Consider the following 19,863-nt stretch of genomic DNA (forward strand, 5'->3'; position numbering starts at 1 on the left):
ACAAGTACTCATAGCTATTTTGAGTTGTTTTTAGCTATTTTTGCTTTATGCCTACTTTAGAAATCTCACAAATCTACATTTATCCCATAAAATCTTTGGGTGCATTGTCACTTCAAGATGCCCAAGTTGAAATTCAAGGCTTGGCAGGTGACCGCCGATATATGTTAGTTGATGAGCAGGGAAAATTTATCACCCAACGCACTCGGCCAGATTTAACTCGATTTCAATTGAGCCTACAAGCTGATGGTTTTTTAGTCGAGGATAAGCATTCAGGTCAGAAAAAAACATTGAGCTCATCCATTGAATTGGGAGAAACTAAAATGGTAGAAATTTGGGAAGATCATGTAGAGGCCAGATTGGTCTTAGATGATTGGTCTGAATGGTTTAGTCAATTGTTACAAGAAAGGGTGTTTTTAGTGCGTTTGACGGATTCTTCACCTCGGTTCATTAAAGAAAAATATCAAACTCCTTTGTCCAAAGAAAGTTCTTTCGCAGATGCTTTACCTATTTTGCTTTGTTCAGAGGCCTCTTATGAAGCTTTAGAAGACGAATTGGGAGATAAGGTTGATCGTTTACGTTTTCGACCTAACATCATTGTGAGCGGATCAAATGCGTTTGAAGAAGATACATGGAAGCAAATTCAAGCGGGGAATGTTGAATTATTTGGGGCCAAACCTTGTGCTCGTTGTCAATTAGTGACAGTTCACCCTCAACAAGGCACGATTCAAAAGGAAGTGTTAACAGCACTAAGCCACATTAGGAAGATTGGTAATAAGGTATATTTTGGTCAGCAATTTGTACCTAACCTTCTTGGTAAAATAGCTGTAGGAGATCAAATCATGGTTCAAATTCAACAAGATGCGGTTTATTAAAATTGCCCATTTAGTCAGTTTAGATGTTGTTTTGGGAACAATGGCTTTTCAGGCATTTCTACATGAGATTTTTTTGAATGATATGCCTAGTTTTTCTGAGCAGCTATCTTTGGCTTGTGCTGTTTGGGGTATTTATTTAGTTGACCGAATAATAGATCGAAAGAAAGGAATGGTACAAGATGAGAGGCATATATTTCAATCTCAGCATGCTATCGCTATGAAGATAATCTTGGTTTTGTTGGGGCTAATGGGTGGAGTAAGTACGCTCTTTTTGGATCAACATTTGATTTACTTTGGTTTCGGCTTGGGTGCTATGATGTTGATATATTGGATATTATGGTTTTATGGATTCTTTAATCATCTGTCATCCAGTAAAGAAATCTTGACGGCTTTGATTTATACCATGGGAGTTGGGGCTAGTTCTTGGTATCGAATTTCTTGGTCGGTATGGACAGTCCTACTAGCGGTGATGTTGTTTCTTTTGGTATTCCAAAATTTGGGAATGTATAGTTTATGGGAATGGGAAGAAGTAGGACAGCTGAAATCTATACAGAGCTGGAAACGGATTTTATTAGGAGTCGAAGGGATTTTTTTGGTACTATTTGTAGGTATGTTGTTTTACTTCGACGAAAAAATCGCTTTTATGCCATTTGCCATTACATTTGCCATACAATGTTGGATTCATTATTTTTCAAAAAACAAGCTAGCCTCACGTACTTGGGGAGAACTAGCTTATTGTAGCCCTTTTCTGTATTTCGCCTATGAGTTTTTTTCAAAATAAGGACGCTTACAGCGCTTTAAAATTTCCGGAGTTTAGAGCCTTTATTGTGGGTAATACCTTATTCACCATGGCACTTTTGATGCAAGAGGTGATTGTGTCTTATGAAATCTATAAGATTACCCACAATCCCTTAGCCTTGGGTTTAATCGGACTAGCAGAAGTGATTCCTTATATTTCTTTGGCTCTTTTTGGGGGGCATTATGCCGATAATCGAGATAAGCGAAAGATCATGCAAATTTCCTTATCGATTATCATTTTAGGTTCATTTTTATTGCTTTATTCAAGCCTACAATTAGACGCACAAAGCCCTGATTTTCATATATATACCATTTATTTTGTCATATTTTTGATTGGTTTGGCTAAAGGTTTTTTCAGCCCTGCTGCCTCTTCATTAAATCCATTTTTGGTGCCCAAAGAGGTATTTGCTAATGCAGCGACTTGGAATAGTTCATTTTGGCAATTGGGAGCGATTTTGGGCCCTGGAATGGCTGGTTTTTTGTATGCCTATTTGGGTTTGGCAGGTTCATTAGAAACGGTTATTGTGTTTTTGTTGGGAGTGATGACTTGTTTGTTTTTTATTAAGAAAAGACCTGTTCCTCCCAAAGCTGTTACTCATGAGTCCATTTGGCATAGCTTAAAGGAGGGTATTGTGTATGTTTTTAAAACCAAGATTATCCTGTATGCCATTTCCTTGGATTTGTTTTCAGTCTTGTTTGGAGGGGTAATTGCTATTTTACCCATTTTTGCTGAAGATATCTTGAAAGTAGGAGCAGAGGGATTAGGTATTTTACGGGCAGCGCCTTCCATTGGAGCCCTATTATCCATGGGATGTATGATTTATTTTCCACCATTAGAGAAGGCATGGAGAAATTTATTGTTAGCTATTGCTGGATTTGGAATAGCCACCTTGGTGTTTGGTATATCAACCAATTTTTGGATATCCGTTGTGGCGCTATTTTTTACAGGTGCGTTTGATTCGGTGAGTGTGGTTATCCGACAAACCGTTTTACGATTTTATACACCGGATGAGATGCGAGGAAGGGTTTCTTCTGTGAATGGAATATTCGTAAGTTCTTCCAATGAACTAGGCGCCTTTGAATCAGGAGTCATGGCAAAATTGATGGGAACGGTACCATCTGTATTGCTTGGGGCAACAGCTACTTTGGTGATTGTAAGCTTAGTGGCTTTGAACTCGAAGGATTTACTGAAATTACAAGTGGCAAAAAAGGTTGACTCCGTTGATTAACTGATATGAGCTTCTTGAGCTAATCGTTCTTTTTCCTCGGCTTCTTCTTTGTCTTTTCTTGCTTTGATGTGTTCTGGCCAATGTTTTAGAACTTCAGCCATGTGTTTCTTACTTTCTTGGGCCCATTGAATATCTTCAATTTTACGGATAGGCTCTGCATTTTCTCCCAATAAAGCAGGCATGATTTTGAGGAAATAATCTTTTAGTTTCAAATCCCCTTTTTTGTTTTTTGAAATAACGACGCTTGCTTCACAATTGAAGAGGGAAACTAATCCATCCGAAGTATTACCTTCAGAGAAATAAAAATGGTCCAAATTGTGAATGTCAATGAATTCGCTGCCAATCAAACTAGAACCTTGGTAATGAAGGGTTTTCAGGGATTCTTCATTCACAACTACAAAAGAAATTCGCTGCTTTCCTGATTTTTCTGCAAAATAATCACCGATGGATTGGAAAAAATTACGCTTAGGTAACTGAATGACTCCAAGTCCAACCCAATGGGAGGGAAGTTCTGAACGAAGAAAAGATAATGATGCTGGAAGTGAATGATTCATAGGAATGGCAATTTGGAAACGAAATTAAGGAAAGATTGGATTATGTCAAACCTAAATTAAAGTCGGATTTTCGGCTTTGGCAATTCGAAAAATAAAGTAAAGGGCTGAAACCAAGCATGTATGGATTCAAAGCCCGACTTGTTGAGGGTATAGACTAAAAATTGCCCCTTTTTGCTGAAATCGATCAACTGAGCCTGTTTCAATAAATCCAAATGATGAGAAATACTAGGCTTTGTCATGTTAAATTGCTGAGCAATAGTTCCCGCATTTTGTGGGCCATGAGTCAAAAAGCGAAGTATTTCTCTTCTTGTCGGATCATTGATTGCTTTGAATACAATATCCATAATATCTTAAATAATTAAACAAATATTTAAATATAAAGGTAGTATTCCAAATTATCCGTGGAATTATCCTTTGTCTTCCTTACGATAAGCTTCAATTAATTTCACCTCACCATCTTTTCCAGGATAGAAATTTCCATGTTCCATACCTAAGACTCCGGTATATCCTTTCTTTCTTAAGTGCTTGAAAATATTGGCATGATTCACCTCACCAGTCGTAGGTTCTTTTCTTCCTGGATTATCTCCAATCTGTAAATAGGCAATCTCCTCCCAACATAAATCCATGTTAGCAATCATGTTACCTTCATTGCGCTGCATGTGATACATATCAAATAGGATTTTACAAGCAGGACTACCTACGGCTCTACAAATCATGTAGGATTGATCAGAATAGCGAAGGAATAAATCAGGATTATCACTTAATGGTTCTAATACCATGGTTAAGTTATGCGGTTCAAAAATCTCTGCTCCACGCTTAAGGTTGTCAATTACATGGCCTGTCTGAACTCCTAAAGGCAGTTTACGATTGAAGTTTCCAGGTACTACAGTCATCCATTTGGCATTGCAACGTTTGGCTGTTTCTACAGCTGTTTTGCAGGCTTTTACAAACATTTCGGTGGCCTCTTTTTTGCCTGTAGTCATGTGTTGAGTGTCAAAGAAGCCATCAAACTTCACTACAAAGACTCCCATGGTCATTCCTAATTTGGTGAGTGTCTCGCCAATTTTGGCTTGAAGCTCTGGACTTTTGCCCATCATGTCATTGTCTTCCAAAGCACGGAATCCCATTTCATGCATGAATTTTAATTGGTCTATCTCATCTGGACCAGCATGATTTTTGAACATACCGAAATGGGGTGCATATTTTAAGCTAAATGCAGGCTCGGCAGCCAAGCTGTGTAATTGACTTGATGAAGCAGCTAAAGTAGCTTGGCTACTAGTAACACCTGCTCCCAATAAGCTTCCGCCCATCATTTGGGCAAAGGAACGACGATCCATGTTTATTTCTTTTTTAAGGTAGTTAAATATTCGACTAGGTTGACTAAATCCGTGGTGCTCATAGCATCGGCTAATCCTTCTGGCATCATGGAATTAGGTAATTGTTTCACTGATTTTAAGGCGGAAGTTTTGAAGTTTTGTACCATTCCACCGGGCAATTTCATGATAATATCCGTTTCGTTTTTAGAACTGATGATACCTTGGTAAGTCTCCCCAGACTTGGTTAATATTTCATAGGTTTCATAACCAAAATTTATTCCAGCATTAGGGTGCATGATGGATACATACATGCCATCTTTGGATAATTTAGAGCCAATTTCCGTTAATTTTGGACCGAAGTCGATTCCTTCTTGATATACCTGATGGCACATAGAACATTGATCGACAAATACCTTTATTCCGGCTTGCGCATTTCCTTTTTGTCCTAAAAGGGTGTTCAAATCCAGATGTTTTGTTTTGGCATTTTGAGTGGTTCCACCTAAATAGGAATTAGCTTCCATACGAACAGCCTTTCTCCATGTTCTACTGACACCTTCAACCACGGAAGGAATAAATTCGGTGCTTACTTTTTTATTTTTTAAAATATCCAATACATAGTTTTCACCATTGGCAGAATTACCTAAACTTCGGGCAGCTTCTTTTCTAATGCTCATAGACAGGTTTTTCTGGTTCATGGCATCAAATAACAGAGATAAGGTACTTGGCTGACCAATCCAGCGAATGGATTCGATAATAGCTTTTTGTTGGTCTTCATTCCCTTTTTGAAAAGTTTGAGCCACCAAAGCAGCACCTCCATTTAATTTATAGAGGATTGACCTTGCTTTTCTACTTTGCTTGCCAGTCAAAACCATTTGCAATACTTTTTCTTTTTCCTCCGCTAACTCGTATTTCTCGACCAATTCTAAATATTCTACTTCGGAAGTTTTAGGTAATAAATCTCTCAATACTTTTTTGGCGTCGGCATTGGAAGCGATGAATGTTGGATTGATATGCCGTAATCCAATTAACTGAGACTCGGTTTGTCCTTGGAAATTTTTGGATATCAGATCAATTAACATACCTGATTTTTTATCACTTGGAATAAAATCTAGCGCTCTGAAATAACGAAGTTTTTGTGATAGAGTTTGATTGCTTTTTAATTCAGCAAAAATGTATGGAAGCGCATTTTCTGTTCTAGCTCTCCAAATAACATCTTGAAATGCTGCTGAAGACGAATTAACAGAAAGAGCTAAATAAGCATTTAATCGACTGTTCCAAAGTCCATCCGCACCGATACCTAGCGCTTCTAAGTACCAACGGTCTTGGCCATTGTGTTGCTGGGCTAATTGTGCCCACATAACATCTGCCTGTGGATCTTGAAAATGACGTAAAGCAATGGCTAATTCCCGACGAACCTGTGGGTTTTCATCCTTCACCCAAGATGTTGCAAGTTCTTTCCACTGAGCGAATGGAGTTCTTTTCGCCTGACGAATAGCCATCATGCGAATATCCGCTAATCCGTCATTTGCAGCTAATTGCAGGTATTTCTGTGCTTGTGTCGTTTTCATTAAAGCCCAGAAAGCACGTGCTTTCATGCGCGGATTTGCATTATTTTGATAAGATTTTTCCAAGGCAGATTCAGCAGATTTACCCCAATTCATTAATTTTTTAAATGCCAAATACCTTTGAGCCAAATTGGGGTTTTCTAATGCAAGAATAGCATTCTCCGGAGTATTCAAAGGCATTGACTTTACCTGGTATGCATGGCCTTTAGGAGCAACACGATAAATTCTACCTTTGGTTTGGTCGCCAGCTTGATGTCCACCAACGCCTGGGTCGTACCAGTCGGCAATGAATAAGGACCCATCGGGAGCAGCGGTTACATCTGCAGGTCTAAACCATTGGTCATTGATTCCTTCTACCAAAGGTAGGATACTAGCTTCATAGCCTGCACCTTGGGCTTTAACGGGATAGCTTCTTACTACATTAGGACCTGCATCGCAGTGAATCATTTGATTTTGAAAGGCCTTGGGCAATAAATTACCTTCATATAAAATCAATCCCGTAGGTGAGCCTGAGCCTGTTTGCAATAAATTAGGTACAACGCCTGGGTCATTCAAGTGCCAATGTCTTCTAGGGATTTCTGGTTCAATATTGGTACGATTGGCTGACCAACCCGCATCACTCATTTCGTCACGGTATCCATAGTTTCCATGTTCCATCACGAAATTGATTCTCACACCTTTATTTCCGTCATCATCATTGTCAGATTGCCATAAACCACCATAGGAATCAACGGCTACTTCATAATTGTTTCTGAAATTATGTCCAAGAACCTCTACCTGTGAACCATCTACATTACAACGGAAGGCCATGCCTTGCTTGTATTTTTTAGGCCCAATGGGGTCTCCATCTTGATCCAAGACAGCTTTTCCTTGCGCGTCTAATAATTGTCCTCCTTCATTTCCAAAGTTGAAATAGAGTTTTCCATCAGGACCAAATGTAAAGGCATGGGCGCCATGATCATGTTGCTCACCACCAATTCCTTGAAACATGACTTCCTTGCGATCCGCTTTCCCATCTCGATTATCGTCAAACATTCTCCAGATATACGGACTTTGAGAAACTATGACCATGGAATCCAGCACAGCTATACCAAGTGGAGCATTTAATTCTGGTGATTGATAAAATATTTTTCTTGAATCCGCTTTCCCATCACCATTCGTGTCTTCGAGAATTAACACTTTGTCGCCCTGAGGGTTTGTCGGGTTTCCGTTGATATTAGGACGGTAATTGTAAGCTTCTACGACCCAAACACGACCTTGTGCATCGACATCGATGTTAGTCGGGTTTTGAAGCATTGGTTCGGAAGCAAATAGGGTGATTTCTAGTTCAGGATGTATTTTTAACCCTTTTAAAGCATTTTCTGTTTGTCTTTTTTGCGATTCAGTTAATGAATCCAATAAAACTTGGCCCCAACGGGCAGATTGATTTTTGTAAAAAGAAGAGACAAATAAGAGGGCAAAAAGAGATAATGCCGTCAGAAAAATAGGTTTTTTAGAAGGAGTCCAATTCATAAGTATGTGTTTTTCCGTAGAATACCTATAAATTTCAATTAAAACCCTGTAAAATCCTAATGGACTTATCCTGATTTATGACTGTATTCCTAAAAAACGATTCATTTTTTTTCGGAATGCTAGATAGGCCAAAAAGGAATCCGCTGTAAATACGTGTTCCTTAAATAGTCTTTTCCAATCTGCTATGCCTAGTTTTTTGGGGGAATGTGCCGATGCTTTCCATAAATAATAAGATCTTTTCAGGAATGATTTTTCATTCTCTGTAATCCTGGTTAATAATAAATGGTATTCAAAAAGGATGGGTTGGATTAAATCTTGATATTTACCCTGAGTATATTCATTGATTTTGGAATACATGAATATACGGTTGTATATAAACGCAGCGGATTTATTGCTGTCCGTATAACTCATCCCGCCTTCGTTTTTCCGATAAATAGACATGATTTCGGGTAAATAAGCGATAGGACCTTCTTCTGCTAAAATGACATATAATGGGATATCGCCACTTTTTGAATGAAAAAACCATTCTGGAAGTGTTTTGACAAGTTTTTTTCTCATCATGACGCTGGCTGTGGCCATGAACCAAGCTTCTCGTTCTTTTAACAAATCCGTAGATTTAATCCAAGGTGCCTGATCTGCGGAATTGATTAGTGAAGGTTCTCTTCCTGTGCCATCTTCATAAATGATTTGGGCATTATGGAAACAAGCAGAGGCTTGTGGATGGCTATCCAAAAAATCTACTTGTTTTTGGAGTTTATCGGGAGAAGTCCAATAATCATCTCCTTCTATGTGAACGATGTATTCTCCTTGGCAATCAAAAAAACAATGTAAAAAATTCACTTTAGCGCCGACATTTTCAGGTCGGACATAGGCTTTTATTTTTTCAGGATAACGGTCTGCATAGGACTGAATAATGGAAGCCGTATTATCTGGGGAATGATCTTCTCCGATGATGATTTCAAAGTCAAAATCCGTTTTTTGTTGGAGGATGTTGTCTAAACAAGTCTGTATATAAGGTTCATGTTTATAAGTAATCAGACAAACGGAAACCTTGGGTTGTTTGGCCGTTTGAGGATTACCATAAAGATGATGATTCAAGTAGCTAAAATCCATTATTTTTCTTCTAAAATGGCATATCCTACACCGCTTTGACCAAAATGATTACCATTATAAAATAAAATGGTCTTTTCTTGATGACGAATTACTAAAGGATATTCAATCATTTCGTAATCCCAATCTTGCTCATTATCACTAACATCTATACCGGCTAAGTCATCTTGTCTTTTCCAATGAATTCCATCCGTTGATTCTGCATAATAGATTCGGTATGAGCGAGAACGATTAGTGCGATAGTCTGTACAAGCGCGTGCAGAAAACCACATTTTGTAAATGCCATTTTCAATTAGGACCGTAGGGCGAGAAATACCACCTTCTACTTCATCCCGGTAATCGATAGCCACTTGCCCTTTTCTGTCCCAGTTAATCCCATCGGTAGATTCTGCGTATTTAATGTGGTAACAAGGCTCCATTAAATTACCATCTGGAAGCCAATGAGTACAGTTTAAATACCAAACTTTGTATTTGCCTTGGTCATATAGAAAACAGGCAGAGCCATTGAAAAATGGTTCGGTGGCCGTTGTACTTATAATGGGGCCTTGAAATTTTTTGGTATAATGAATGCCATCCGTAGAGCTTGCCAAACCTAGTGCATTATGGTATGGAATGGTATTTCTAACGGTCCAACCAATGTAATAAAGCCATTTTTCTTCTCCGTTTTGAAGGAACCATGTGGGCATAATGCCACAATCATCAAAGGTTCCAGGAGCACCTAAAGTTAAAATGGGCTCAGGGTGAACATACAAGATGTTGGATAAATTATTGGAATCTAAGTCAATGAAGGAAGCTTGACAGCGTCCTTTGGAATCACGTGCCGAGTAATATAAACGGATTCGATCAGGGTAATTGGTGTCAGCACATACAACGTGTGCGTATTTTTTTTGATTCCATTCGGAAAGTCCGTCTGGACAAAAGAGTAAACCTTGTTTATTCCACCGCATAATTTTTCTTTGTTGTCCCGAATTTTCGGGACAACAAAGATACAAAGCTTTATCGGATAGTTGAAAAAGTCGTAGGGTGCATGTAGATAGATTCTACTTTGTCCACAATTTTTCCATTCTTTTCTGATTCATCACGTACTTTAATCCAATTAGGATCTTTTCTAAATTCGTCAAAAGAAGCTTTACCTGCTGCTTCACTATCATGAGCTAATAGATAGACCAAACGAGGCTGAACAGTAGGGTCTTTTTCGATGGTCTTAAAATAGGCAATGTTTGTCATACCATGTTTCTTGAACAATTTGGTGGTATGATTTCTAAAGCGAGCTAAAATATTGTCGATATTATTCGGCGTAGCAGTATAAGTTCTCAATTCAATGGCACGATCGACACTCTTGTGAGAAGGCTTAATTTTCGGGCTAAAATCAGTGGCCATCATGAAAGTACTTTCCACTTTAGCTACAATTTTACCAGATTCTTCGGATTTTCTAGCTACTTCTTTCCACTCGGGATCACGATTAAAACGTTTCCAAGAGCTGTCACGTTCTACTTGGTTAGGGTAGGACAAAATGTAGTAAAGTGCATTTTTCTCGTTGTTGTTGGGAATCCAATAACCTACGTTTGTCATACCATGTTTTTCGAAAATTTTAGTGGTATGGTTTGTAAAGCGTTGGATTAATGCATCTAATCTACCTGGATGGCAATAGTAAACGCGCATTTCATAATAACGGCTGTCTGGTTTTTTAGCAATCATCTGAAGAGAGATGAATAAGAATAGGAGAGTAAATAATTTTTTCATAGGTAATTATGGGGTAAAATGGTTGTAATGCGTTGGTAATTTTGTTAGAGGTCTTGTTTTTACTCATTAGCACTAACGAATAATTATTAATATTCGTTATCACTCAGTTGCATGTATGAGTATTCCATGGCACTCAGGAACTCAGGCACTCTGGCATTCTTGTTTGTCACTTAGATTTGTAATTCTGATTTGTAACTCTGATTTGTTACTCAGATTTGTCAACTCTTCAAGAGTTGACAAATCTAAATTCTGCAAATCCTACAAAACTTGTAAATCCTTTGGCAAAGGTATGATTTGAATCAAGTTTTTTATCCTGCTTTCTGATTATTTTAATCAAGTCCTTGATTTTTAGTTTCCTAGTCGGTTCGAAAGTATCTTGTGAATGACCATAAAAAGCATGTCAGGTTTAGCCGTTCGCCAATTAGGGATTTGTAAAGTACCTCCAAAATTGATGTAATAATCAATTTTATATTTATTCCATTCTTTCTCTATGAATTCAGGGAAACAAAGGCCGGCAATCCATCCATCCTCCACTTCCTCAAACCATTCTGCATAGTAATCATCCTCCCAAGAACCATGAAAATTAAATACATTCTCGCCGACAAGTATAAAATATTTAATACCTGCAGCTAGTAAATGGTCTATGACTCCACGTTTTAACAACATGATATCGTTGTGTAGGGTATCGTTCCATTCTCCCATCAATTCAATAATGGTAAATTGTGATTTGTAATCGGTGAATAGTATTTTGCAATACAGCGTTTCTGAATCGATTTCATCCCAAAGTGGATGAATATAATAGCTGTAAATCGTATGGGTGTATTCCGTGTTGGAATATGTTCTCCCATAAAATGGAGACTTCGGGTCATGGGAAGCATTGTATAAAGATTCCCATTGATAGGAAGGTTCAATTTCTTGCATATCACTCGAAATAACAAAAAAAGGCTTGCGAGAGCAAGCCTTTTTAAACAATCAACCTAATAATTAAAGTTTTCGTGCACTCTTGAAATTTCCAGAGAGGTCAAATTCAACTTTATACTTTTTATCTGCCAACGTAATGATAACTTCAATTTCATATGCAGCACCATCTTTGCTAACGGAAACAGCTTTAGTTAATGCCCAGCCAGCATAAGTTTTATCTAAATAAGAAATAGCTGTGGCAGGGATTTGATCTTTTGTAATTTCAGTAATGACAAAGTTGGCAGGGTTTGGATTGTCCTTAGGCCCTTTACCCGCATTGGCTATATAATTATAATCCTTATCAAACATGTAAGTCTGAGTAGTTCCTCCAACGCTTACAACTACATGATAGTGAATAGTTACATTATCTTTTTGTACTGAAACTGCATTTTTTAATGTCCAGCCAGCCGCATTTTTATTTAAATAATCAGTGATAGCTTGGGGCAAGGTAGTAATTTCTGTTTTGGTGATTTTGATATCATCTTTGCTTTCTTCCTCACTAGAAAGAATTTTTCCAGTGGTATCAATTTTTAAATCCCAAACTTTACCATCTTTTTCAGCATGTACATGGTAGGTAGCTACACCATTGGCATCCAAACGAAGGACAGCATTTTTGAATGTATACCCTGTAATGGCTGCCTGCACTGCAACTGGAAGTTCTGTTAAAGCCAATTTGCTAACAGCTGCCCCCATTCCTTTTCCGCCTTTTTCTCCTTTCTTACCTTCAATGGTTGAGATCATAGCTCCCGTTTCATCAAATAAAATGGAATAAACTTTGTCTGCAACCTTAATCTCTACGCGATATGTGACAGGAGTGCCAGTCGTCTTTTTGCCAGCATGGATAAATGTATAACCCGCATATTTATCTTTCAAATAAGTGGTTATAGCCGCAGGTAATTCAGTTTCAGTAATGCGTGTGAATGATTCTTTAATTTCTCCCGTTTTATCTAATACTACTTGTGATTCCGTATTACTTACCACAATGTTGGCACCATACAATGAATTACTTTGTAATACATAATAATCTACTTGGGCAGATGGATACGTGTTTGTAACGGTTGTTTTAACTGCAGCTGGAATTAAATTCTGACTAACAAAGCCAGTGGCATCCGATGTAGGATTCAAGGCATCTTCTTTTGAACAACTCGCTAGACCAACGCTAGCTACTAGGGCGAATGTAAGCAATGGATTTTTCATACGATTAAATTTTATTTTGAGAGTTAAACGGATTCTGATTTCGTTTTCGTATCAAAAATATAAGATGATTCGGTACGCTCATGCAACCAATCGACCAATGGGCGCATCTTGACTACCAATCATCACATTTAAATTAAATAATTATAGTACCTTGTATTGCAAAGTACTATATGTTTACTACATTTGTCCATCAATCAATAAACATATGAAAAAGAAGGTTGTTGTTCTATTAATACTTGCTGTACTTTTTGCCTCAGATTCCTTTGCTTTGGGATTTCCCCACCGTTTATTTCCTGCCAAAGTTTTAAAGAAGGCAGTAAGTTTAGTGATTCCTAAGGTTCAAAAATAATTTGTTGCATCTTTGACGTTTGGCAATTATCCTAAATTTTATCTTAAATTTGGATTGCTATATTTAACGTCAATCCCCATGATTTTATCGTTTATTGATTGGAATCCAGATCCAACGATTTTTGAACTATTTGGATTTCCAGTTCGTTGGTACGGACTATGTTTTGCCATGGCTTTTTTAGCCGGATTCCAAGTTCTAAGTTATATTTTCAAGAAAGAGGGTAGACCCACGGAGCAAGCCGATCAATTATTGATTTATGCCATGGTGGCTACTGTGATTGGAGCCAGAGTAGGGCATTATTTCTTTTATGAATTCCCTTTGTTACAAGCTGATCCGATTCGATTTTTCACTCAAATGATAATTCCTCCCTATTCTGGTTTGGCTTCTCACGGTGCAGGGATTGGTCTTTTTACCGCATTTTATTTGTATACCAAAAAATATCCAGGTCAATCTTATTTGTACGTGACTGACCGTGTTGTACCTACTGTAGCTTTGGGTGGATTTTTTATTCGAATGGGTAATTTGATGAATTCAGAGATTGTTGGAAAACCCACTGAATTACCCTGGGGATTCAAGTTTTACCGAGACACCGAGTTTAATTCCATGGGTAATGCGGAAGTTTTAGCGAGGCATCCATCCCAATTATACGAGGCACTTTCGTGTTTGATATTGTTTTTCATCATCATTTGGTTTTGGTCCAAGAAAAAGGAGAAAACTCAAGAAGGCCTCATCACCGGTTGGTTCATGATTACCTTGTTTGCCCTTCGTTTTTTATATGAATTTTTGAAAGAAAATCAGAGTGAATTTGAAAATTACATGACCCTAAACATGGGTCAAATCCTTTCGATTCCAGCCATGCTTTTTGGTGTAGCCGTTTTACTATATGCCAAAAAAAATCAGCATCAAAAGTAAAATAGTTCTTTATTCCTGTAGAAGCTGACTTAATTCCACTAAGTCAGCTTTTTTTAATGTAGCATGTATCGAGGCTCTGCCAATGGCCGGATCATTCCATTTTGGATATGAAAATTGATTCATTTTAAATCCATGATCAACTAAGATTTGAATGGTTTTCTCATTATCTGTACAAAAGGAAGGGTGACCTTTGGCCCAGTTGATCGAAGTCTCAGCTAATTGAGATTGAAAAAAGTTCACATTTTCATCTAGCTTTTCTTTTTGCTCTTTATATGCTTCATGGGCATGTAAACAAGCATAACAAAATGCTAAATTGGGAGGAGAGCTACCAATCCACAAAGGGTCTTTTTTTATTTCTTCAATCTGTTCTTTAGGCCCCAATATGATTCCTGCTGGAATTCCATAGGCTTTGGACAAGGAGGCTGTTTGTATAATCGTGGCCGAACTATTTATTTGAATATCCTGAACCCCGATTCGATGTGATTCATCGACTAATAAATATTGATAAGGAAGTAGGTTTTTCGTCCATTCAAAATCGAACAATTCAACGATGGGAGTTCTGATGCCGTCCGTTCCTAAGATCTTAACTTGTTCCGATAATGCCGCTTGAATCCAAGCTTCTCTGCTTCCATCAAATGGAGCATGTAAAAAAGTTGTGATAGCAGGATGGCTATGTGGTGCAAGGGTGTAACCAGCTTGAGGGAATTGTTTAAGTAAAAATTGCAAGGCAATTTGTCCTGCAGCAAATCCCGATGAGCAAAGTGCCGCTGCTTCATGCTTGAATTTTTTCGCCAAAGCATTTTCTAATTCATCCCAAACCGTAAATTGGATATTGTTTTTTCGGGAACTTCCCCAGTTTTGAGGGAATAATTCAATTCCTTTTTTTAGTTTTTCATTAAATAAAGGATGTTCTCCAATTCCCAAATAATTGGTTCCCCCTAACCATCGAAATGGCTTTCCATCCATATATATGATTCTGCCAGGAATGGAATCGGCAAAATGAGTAAAATTAGCCATGCTGAATTAATTTTGCTCCTGTTCCTCCTTCTTTGGCATAGATGACATGCCCAAAATCAATGCGAATTCCTTGTGAAATTTTATCCTCAACCAATAAACAACCATCCATATCGACATAGTCCAACAGTGGAAGTAATTGTGCAATGGCTGAGCAACCTATGGTAGATTCTGTCATGCAACCCACCATGATTTTTAAACCCATATTCCGACCTTGTTGTATCATGCGCAAAGCAGGAGTAATACCTCCGCATTTCATCAGTTTGATATTAATACCATGAAAATATTCAGCACATTGGGCCACATCAGATTCAGTTATGCAGCTTTCATCGGCAATAATCGGTAAAGCAGACTCTTTTTTTAAGCGTTTCATCCCTTCCCATTGATCTGCTTTTAGGGGCTGCTCAATGAATTCCACCCCCAATGCTTGTAGCTTTGGGGCAAATTCCAAGGTCTGTTCCACCGTCCAAGCCGTATTAGCATCCACTCGAAATACAGCATCTGTTTCCTTTCTTAAGGCTTTTATTATTTCAATATCCTGATTAGTACCGAGTTTGATTTTATACAAAGGAAAAGGCATTTCCTTCATTTTGGACACCATAACTTCAATGGTATCCATTCCTATTGTATAATCGGTAATGGGATTGTGAGAAATGTCCAAACCCCATAATTGGTATAAAGCTTTATCATGAGTTTTTCCCCATAAATCCCAATAGGCCACATCCAAAGCGCATAAAGCAAAAGGGTGATCGTCCAGCAAAGTTTTGGACATCATTTTCCAGAAATCATTGGGATGAGGAAGTATATCACTCGGTAATAAATTTCGAATGCTTTCCAATTGGGAAATCATTTTCTCCATGGTGACGCCATAATAGGGCGTTTCTGTAGCTTCTCCATACCCACTTTTTCCATGCCATGTTAGCTCAACAATGAGCGTAGGTTGCACATCCCTAGATTCATGCGTGATGGTGAAGGTGTGCTTCAAGGGCAGGTCAAAGGTATGTATGTGCAATTCCATGGCTACAAAGGAAAATAGATTAATTCTTCACTCGTATCATTCGCTTTTTGCCAAGCTAGAGCATCAGCATGCTGCCAATGGACTAAGTCGCCAGAACCATTATGTTTCAAGACCTGAGCTTGTTGCTTATTTGTCCATTGTATAGGAATCCAATGATCCAAATTGGCTAATGGGGCTGGAAGACCAGTAATTTTAACTTGAGGAAAAGGAGTTGTTTGATCTTGTAACCAAGATAAAAAATAAATGGAAAAACACACCAAGGTTGAGATGGGATTTCCTGGAAAGGCAAAAATTACTTTTCCATCTTCTCGACTACCTACCCAGAGTGGTTTGCCTGGCTTTTGGGCTATTTTATGGAATTTGGCTTCAAATCCTAAATCCTTTAAGATACCAGGAATATAATCTTTCTTACCTGCGGAAACGCCGCCAGATAGCAATAGGATATCGCTTGTTAACAAGCTGTTCTTTAATGCTTGATGAATTAAAGTAGGATCATCCGGTAAATGATGGTGTTTAGATGATATACCCAACTGCTGCAATGCCGATTGCATCATGATGGAATTAGAACTTCTAATTTGATGGTCTAAAGGTGTTTCTTCAATGGAAACCAATTCATCTCCTGTTGAAAATACATGTATTTCGCCCAGAGTTTCAACCCATAATTTGGAATAACCAACGCTGGCTGCTATGGCTATATGGTTGGCTTTTAATCGTGTACCTTTTTTTAAAATGACTTGTCCCTGAAGAATGTCGCTCCCTCTATGATGAATGAAATTCCCAATTTCTATATTTTGGTTTTTAGTAGAAACCCATTTTTCTCCTTCTTTTTCAAAAAAATCGAGGTCTTCTACTTTAATGACTGCTACCGCATTGATGGGAAGTGGTGAACCCGTCATGATTTCCCAAGCACCATTTGGGTTTTCTAGTTTTTTTTGAACTTCACCTGCAAAGGCAATTCCTTCCCATTTCCATTCTTGAATGTTCACATTTCCAATAGCTATGCCATCCATCATGACACGATCAAAAGGAGGGAAGTCGCGATCGGCCAATAAATCTTCCATTAAAATACCTCCTAAACAATCAATCAGAGGTACATAGGCTTTTTGCTTTGGAACAGGGATTTCTTGTAATATTTGAAAAGCTTCTAGGGGTGTCAACATATCTTTTTTGTGGGCTCAATCTATAAATTTCTAAAAAAATCGATGAAATGACTCAATAGATGTATTTTTGTTTTCAATAAGCATCATTATGGCCATCGAATTTTCACATTTAGACGCTCAAAATCAACCTGGAATGGTGGATGTAGGGGCTAAAAATAGTACGACTAGAGAAGCAAAAGCCCAATCTGTCGTTTATTTAGGAGCAGAGATCATCCAACATTTTGAAGCGGCTGGTTGGCAAAATAAAAAAGGAAGCATCTTGCAAACAGCCATCATCGCTGGAACCATGGCTGCCAAAAGAACGGGTGATTTAATTCCACTTTGTCATCCATTGGGCTTGGATGCTTGTTCTTTTGAGATGGATGTTCAATCAGAAGAAATTATTATAACCTGTACTTGTCGACTGCATGCCAAAACTGGCGTAGAAATGGAGGCAATGGTTGGAGCCAGTGTCGCCGCTTTAACCATTTACGATATGTGTAAATCAGTATCCAAAGGTTTGGTCATTCGAGAAACAAAATTATTGTCGAAGTCAGGCGGTAAATCAGACTTTCAAGCCTAGTATGTCTTCGCACCACATCATTCGAGATAAACAGGAACCCGCATTAATCATTGCGAATGGTGAGGCATGTTCTTTAGAATTGTTGGAGCAGCTACTTGAATGGTCTCCTACGGTCATTGTCTTAGATGGTGCTTTGGAGCGGGTGGTTGAATTAGGTATCAAAGTGGATGTTTGGCTTGGAGATTTTGACCGGTCTTTTATTTCAGGAAATAATTACGATGACTATCCTTTGAAGAAAATCCACACGCCGGATCAAAATAAGACGGATTTAGAAAAGGCCTTTGATTATTTATTGGAGGAAGGCTACCCCAGTGTTAATGTAGTTTGGGCTACTGGTAAACGTATGGATCATACGCTCAATAATTTTCATTCCATGGCTAAATATGGTCGAGAATTAAAAATCGTGATGATTGACGATTATTCGGTGAGTTATTTATTGCCCCCTGTTTTCGAAAAATGGTATCCCGAAGGAACTTCTATTTCTTTGATGCCGTTGGCGGAGGCTAAACAAATTTCCAGTTCAGGATTATTATATGAATTAGACCGTTTGGACCTATGTATAGGACAAAGAACGGGTTCTAGCAATGTGACTAAAGCGGATGGTATGGTTAAAATCAGCTATGAAAGTGGTCAATTGCTTTTGATGGAGTGTCACGACTAATCTTCCTTATTCGCATTTTTTGGGCGCATTTTATCTTCCGCAGGATTGTTGGCAGGTTGATAAAAAGTTGGGATTTCATTCCAATCTGGCATGTAGTTTTGAGCCACCCAATGTCCTGGGTAATTGTGTGGATATTTATAATCAGCCCCATAATTTAGCTCTTTCATGAGTTTGGTTGGGGCATTTCTTAAATGTAAGGGAACGGGTAAATTTCCAGTTTTTTCTACAAATGCTAAGGCTTCATTAATGGCCAAATAGGCTGAATTACTTTTGGGAGAATTAGCTAAATAAATAACGGTTTGCGAAAGGATAATGCGTGATTCTGGATTTCCGATGACACGAATGGAGTCAAAGCAAGCTTGGGCTAATAAAAGCGCATTCGGATTAGCTAATCCAATGTCCTCCGAGGCTAAAATAAGTAACCTTCGGCCAATAAATTCCAAAGATTCTCCTCCTTGAAGCATTCTAGCTAACCAGTATATAGCGGCATTGGCATCTGAACCACGAATGGATTTAATGAAGGCTGATATGATGTCGTAATGCTGCTCCCCATCTTTATCATATAAAGCCAGATTTTTCTGTAATCTTTCTGTCACTAAGGCATTGGTGATGGTCAATTCATTGGAATTAGCCGAACTAACCAATAATTCAAATAAATTATACAGCTTTCTTCCATCGCCTCCTGAAAAATGGTAAAGTGCATCGCTTTCTTGAAGTGTAATTTTTTTGCCTTTGAAAAGAGGGTCCACTTGAATCGCTTTTTCCAACATGTGAACCATATGGCTTTCAAGTAGAGGCTGAAGGACATATACTTGGCAGCGAGAAAGTAAAGCGGATATTACTTCGAAGGAAGGATTTTCGGTCGTGGCGCCTACGAGCGTTACGATACCTTTTTCTACGGCACCCAATAAAGAATCTTGTTGGGATTTAGAGAAACGGTGAATTTCATCAATGAAAAGAATGGGAGAATTGGCTTCAAACATCCTATTTTTTTTCGCCAGATCTAAAGTTTCGCGGACCTCTTTAACACCAGAAGATACCGCAGAAAGCGTATATATCGTTCTTTTTAAAGCTGTAGCTAATAATACAGCTAAAGTAGTTTTGCCAACACCCGGAGGCCCCCATAAGATACATGATGGTAAATGCCCAGCATCAATAGCCCTTCGAAGTGGACCTTGAGGGCCCATCAAATGTTCTTGTCCAATATAGTCCTCCAACAAAGAAGGACGCATTCGTTCGGCGAGGGGTTGCATAGAATTCGAAGTTACACTTTTTAAAAAATCCAGAGAAGGGCTTTTGGTGAATCAGGATAAATAATCTCAGAAAAGGAT

General features: G+C 38.3%; 20 protein-coding genes. 7 read left to right on the forward strand and 13 right to left on the reverse strand.

Translation table 11 applies throughout. The features are described from left to right. Positions 1–47: 47 nt before the first annotated feature. The 3 genes from G9H60_RS10160 to G9H60_RS10170 are packed head-to-tail and all read left to right on the forward strand — an operon-like array spanning position 48 to position 2,899. Positions 48–872, forward strand: a complete 825-nt coding sequence (locus G9H60_RS10160; protein ID WP_223143947.1) for an MOSC domain-containing protein — start codon at positions 48–50, stop codon at positions 870–872. Then, positions 859–1,653: a hypothetical protein gene (locus tag G9H60_RS10165; protein ID WP_223143948.1), complete on the forward strand. Its 795-nt coding sequence runs from the start codon at positions 859–861 to the stop codon at positions 1,651–1,653. Before G9H60_RS10160 ends, G9H60_RS10165 begins: the two co-directional genes overlap by 14 nt. Next, positions 1,634–2,899, forward strand: a complete 1,266-nt coding sequence (locus tag G9H60_RS10170; RefSeq protein WP_223143949.1) for an MFS transporter — start codon at positions 1,634–1,636, stop codon at positions 2,897–2,899. Before G9H60_RS10165 ends, G9H60_RS10170 begins: the two co-directional genes overlap by 20 nt. Here the strand turns inward: G9H60_RS10170 and G9H60_RS10175 are convergent. The 9 genes from G9H60_RS10175 to G9H60_RS10215 all read right to left on the reverse strand — a co-directional run bounded on the left by G9H60_RS10175 (position 2,896) and on the right by G9H60_RS10215 (position 12,856). Then, positions 2,896–3,453 (reverse strand): hypothetical protein, encoded by a 558-nt coding sequence (locus G9H60_RS10175; protein ID WP_223143950.1) that lies wholly within the window; start codon positions 3,451–3,453, stop codon positions 2,896–2,898. The genes G9H60_RS10170 and G9H60_RS10175 overlap by 4 nt on opposite strands. 56 nt (positions 3,454–3,509) lie before the next feature. Continuing rightward, positions 3,510–3,797, reverse strand: a complete 288-nt coding sequence (locus G9H60_RS10180; protein WP_223143951.1) for an autorepressor SdpR family transcription factor — start codon at positions 3,795–3,797, stop codon at positions 3,510–3,512. Positions 3,798–3,860: 63 nt separating this feature from the next. After that, a complete protein-coding gene (locus G9H60_RS10185) occupies positions 3,861–4,790 on the reverse strand; it encodes a hydroxypyruvate isomerase family protein (RefSeq protein WP_223143952.1) in 930 nt (309 codons plus the stop codon). A gap of 2 nt (positions 4,791–4,792) precedes the next feature. Then, positions 4,793–7,846, reverse strand: a complete 3,054-nt coding sequence (locus tag G9H60_RS10190; RefSeq protein WP_223143953.1) for a PVC-type heme-binding CxxCH protein — start codon at positions 7,844–7,846, stop codon at positions 4,793–4,795. Between the two features lie 75 nt (positions 7,847–7,921). Then, a complete protein-coding gene (locus G9H60_RS10195; protein ID WP_223143954.1) occupies positions 7,922–8,959 on the reverse strand; it encodes a glycosyltransferase family 2 protein in 1,038 nt (345 codons plus the stop codon). After that, complete coding sequence (locus G9H60_RS10200) at positions 8,959–9,903, reverse strand: glycoside hydrolase family protein (RefSeq protein WP_223143955.1); 945 nt, start codon at positions 9,901–9,903, stop codon at positions 8,959–8,961. The genes G9H60_RS10195 and G9H60_RS10200 overlap by 1 nt, the downstream gene beginning before the upstream one ends. Before the next feature lie 49 nt (positions 9,904–9,952). Beyond that, positions 9,953–10,699 carry an NIPSNAP family protein gene (locus G9H60_RS10205; RefSeq protein ID WP_223143956.1) on the reverse strand — a complete coding sequence of 249 codons (747 nt, stop codon included), beginning with the start codon at positions 10,697–10,699 and terminating at the stop codon, positions 9,953–9,955. A 348-nt stretch (positions 10,700–11,047) separates the two neighbouring features. Continuing rightward, a complete protein-coding gene (locus G9H60_RS10210; protein WP_223143957.1) occupies positions 11,048–11,620 on the reverse strand; it encodes a hypothetical protein in 573 nt (190 codons plus the stop codon). Between the two features lie 63 nt (positions 11,621–11,683). Then, positions 11,684–12,856, reverse strand: a complete 1,173-nt coding sequence (locus G9H60_RS10215) for a PepSY-like domain-containing protein (protein WP_223143958.1) — start codon at positions 12,854–12,856, stop codon at positions 11,684–11,686. A gap of 205 nt (positions 12,857–13,061) precedes the next feature. Here G9H60_RS10215 and G9H60_RS10220 point away from each other — a divergent pair, with 205 nt between their 5' ends. Together G9H60_RS10220 and lgt are read left to right on the forward strand one after the other, a co-directional pair. Further along, entirely contained in the window at positions 13,062–13,205 is a 144-nt protein-coding gene (locus G9H60_RS10220; RefSeq protein WP_223143959.1) for a hypothetical protein, read from the forward strand. A gap of 78 nt (positions 13,206–13,283) precedes the next feature. After that, positions 13,284–14,117, forward strand: a complete 834-nt coding sequence (lgt, locus tag G9H60_RS10225) for a prolipoprotein diacylglyceryl transferase (protein ID WP_262900011.1) — start codon at positions 13,284–13,286, stop codon at positions 14,115–14,117. Positions 14,118–14,126: 9 nt separating this feature from the next. Here the strand turns inward: lgt and G9H60_RS10230 are convergent, their stop codons facing one another. From G9H60_RS10230 to G9H60_RS10240, 3 genes are read right to left on the reverse strand one after another with little or no spacing between them, the layout of a single operon-like run. Next, entirely contained in the window at positions 14,127–15,134 is a 1,008-nt protein-coding gene (locus G9H60_RS10230; protein ID WP_223143960.1) for an aminotransferase class I/II-fold pyridoxal phosphate-dependent enzyme, read from the reverse strand. After that, positions 15,127–16,149, reverse strand: a complete 1,023-nt coding sequence (locus G9H60_RS10235) for a dipeptide epimerase (protein ID WP_223143961.1) — start codon at positions 16,147–16,149, stop codon at positions 15,127–15,129. Before G9H60_RS10235 ends, G9H60_RS10230 begins: the two co-directional genes overlap by 8 nt. Before the next feature lie 2 nt (positions 16,150–16,151). After that, positions 16,152–17,309 carry a molybdopterin molybdotransferase MoeA gene (locus G9H60_RS10240; RefSeq protein ID WP_223143962.1) on the reverse strand — a complete coding sequence of 386 codons (1,158 nt, stop codon included), beginning with the start codon at positions 17,307–17,309 and terminating at the stop codon, positions 16,152–16,154. 88 nt (positions 17,310–17,397) lie between these two features. On the opposite strand from G9H60_RS10240, the gene moaC reads away from it, so the two are divergent. Continuing rightward, positions 17,398–17,871: a cyclic pyranopterin monophosphate synthase MoaC gene (moaC, locus tag G9H60_RS10245; protein WP_223143963.1), complete on the forward strand. Its 474-nt coding sequence runs from the start codon at positions 17,398–17,400 to the stop codon at positions 17,869–17,871. Position 17,872: 1 nt separating this feature from the next. Continuing rightward, on the forward strand, positions 17,873–18,532 hold the full coding sequence (locus G9H60_RS10250) for a thiamine diphosphokinase (RefSeq protein ID WP_223143964.1): 660 nt from the start codon (positions 17,873–17,875) through the stop codon (positions 18,530–18,532). On the opposite strand, the gene G9H60_RS10255 is transcribed toward G9H60_RS10250, so the two are convergent. Beyond that, complete coding sequence (locus G9H60_RS10255; RefSeq protein ID WP_223143965.1) at positions 18,529–19,785, reverse strand: replication-associated recombination protein A; 1,257 nt, start codon at positions 19,783–19,785, stop codon at positions 18,529–18,531. The two genes, G9H60_RS10250 and G9H60_RS10255, sit on opposite strands and share 4 nt — an antisense overlap. Between the last annotated feature and the right edge of the window lie 78 nt (positions 19,786–19,863).

This window comes from Aquirufa aurantiipilula (assembly GCF_019923745.1).
Lineage (GTDB): Bacteria > Bacteroidota > Bacteroidia > Cytophagales > Spirosomataceae > Aquirufa > Aquirufa aurantiipilula.

Bases quoted from the DNA above. Each gene is read 5' to 3' on its own strand.
- G9H60_RS10235 (WP_223143961.1), bottom strand. From the start codon at position 16,149: ATGGAATTGCACATACATACCTTTGACCTGCCCTTGAAGCACACCTTC.
- G9H60_RS10190 (WP_223143953.1), bottom strand. From the start codon at position 7,846: ATGAATTGGACTCCTTCTAAAAAACCTATTTTTCTGACGGCATTATCT.
- G9H60_RS10170 (WP_223143949.1), top strand. From the start codon at position 1,634: ATGAGTTTTTTTCAAAATAAGGACGCTTACAGCGCTTTAAAATTTCCG.
- lgt (WP_262900011.1), top strand. From the start codon at position 13,284: ATGATTTTATCGTTTATTGATTGGAATCCAGATCCAACGATTTTTGAA.
- G9H60_RS10200 (WP_223143955.1), bottom strand. From the start codon at position 9,903: ATGCGGTGGAATAAACAAGGTTTACTCTTTTGTCCAGACGGACTTTCC.
- moaC (WP_223143963.1), top strand. From the start codon at position 17,398: ATGGCCATCGAATTTTCACATTTAGACGCTCAAAATCAACCTGGAATG.
- G9H60_RS10215 (WP_223143958.1), bottom strand. From the start codon at position 12,856: ATGAAAAATCCATTGCTTACATTCGCCCTAGTAGCTAGCGTTGGTCTA.
- G9H60_RS10230 (WP_223143960.1), bottom strand. From the start codon at position 15,134: ATGGCTAATTTTACTCATTTTGCCGATTCCATTCCTGGCAGAATCATA.
- G9H60_RS10240 (WP_223143962.1), bottom strand. From the start codon at position 17,309: ATGTTGACACCCCTAGAAGCTTTTCAAATATTACAAGAAATCCCTGTT.
- G9H60_RS10220 (WP_223143959.1), top strand. From the start codon at position 13,062: ATGAAAAAGAAGGTTGTTGTTCTATTAATACTTGCTGTACTTTTTGCC.
- G9H60_RS10185 (WP_223143952.1), bottom strand. From the start codon at position 4,790: ATGGATCGTCGTTCCTTTGCCCAAATGATGGGCGGAAGCTTATTGGGA.
- G9H60_RS10165 (WP_223143948.1), top strand. From the start codon at position 859: ATGCGGTTTATTAAAATTGCCCATTTAGTCAGTTTAGATGTTGTTTTG.
- G9H60_RS10175 (WP_223143950.1), bottom strand. From the start codon at position 3,453: ATGAATCATTCACTTCCAGCATCATTATCTTTTCTTCGTTCAGAACTT.
- G9H60_RS10195 (WP_223143954.1), bottom strand. From the start codon at position 8,959: ATGGATTTTAGCTACTTGAATCATCATCTTTATGGTAATCCTCAAACG.
- G9H60_RS10210 (WP_223143957.1), bottom strand. From the start codon at position 11,620: ATGCAAGAAATTGAACCTTCCTATCAATGGGAATCTTTATACAATGCT.
- G9H60_RS10250 (WP_223143964.1), top strand. From the start codon at position 17,873: ATGTCTTCGCACCACATCATTCGAGATAAACAGGAACCCGCATTAATC.
- G9H60_RS10255 (WP_223143965.1), bottom strand. From the start codon at position 19,785: ATGCAACCCCTCGCCGAACGAATGCGTCCTTCTTTGTTGGAGGACTAT.
- G9H60_RS10205 (WP_223143956.1), bottom strand. From the start codon at position 10,699: ATGAAAAAATTATTTACTCTCCTATTCTTATTCATCTCTCTTCAGATG.
- G9H60_RS10160 (WP_223143947.1), top strand. From the start codon at position 48: ATGCCTACTTTAGAAATCTCACAAATCTACATTTATCCCATAAAATCT.
- G9H60_RS10180 (WP_223143951.1), bottom strand. From the start codon at position 3,797: ATGGATATTGTATTCAAAGCAATCAATGATCCGACAAGAAGAGAAATA.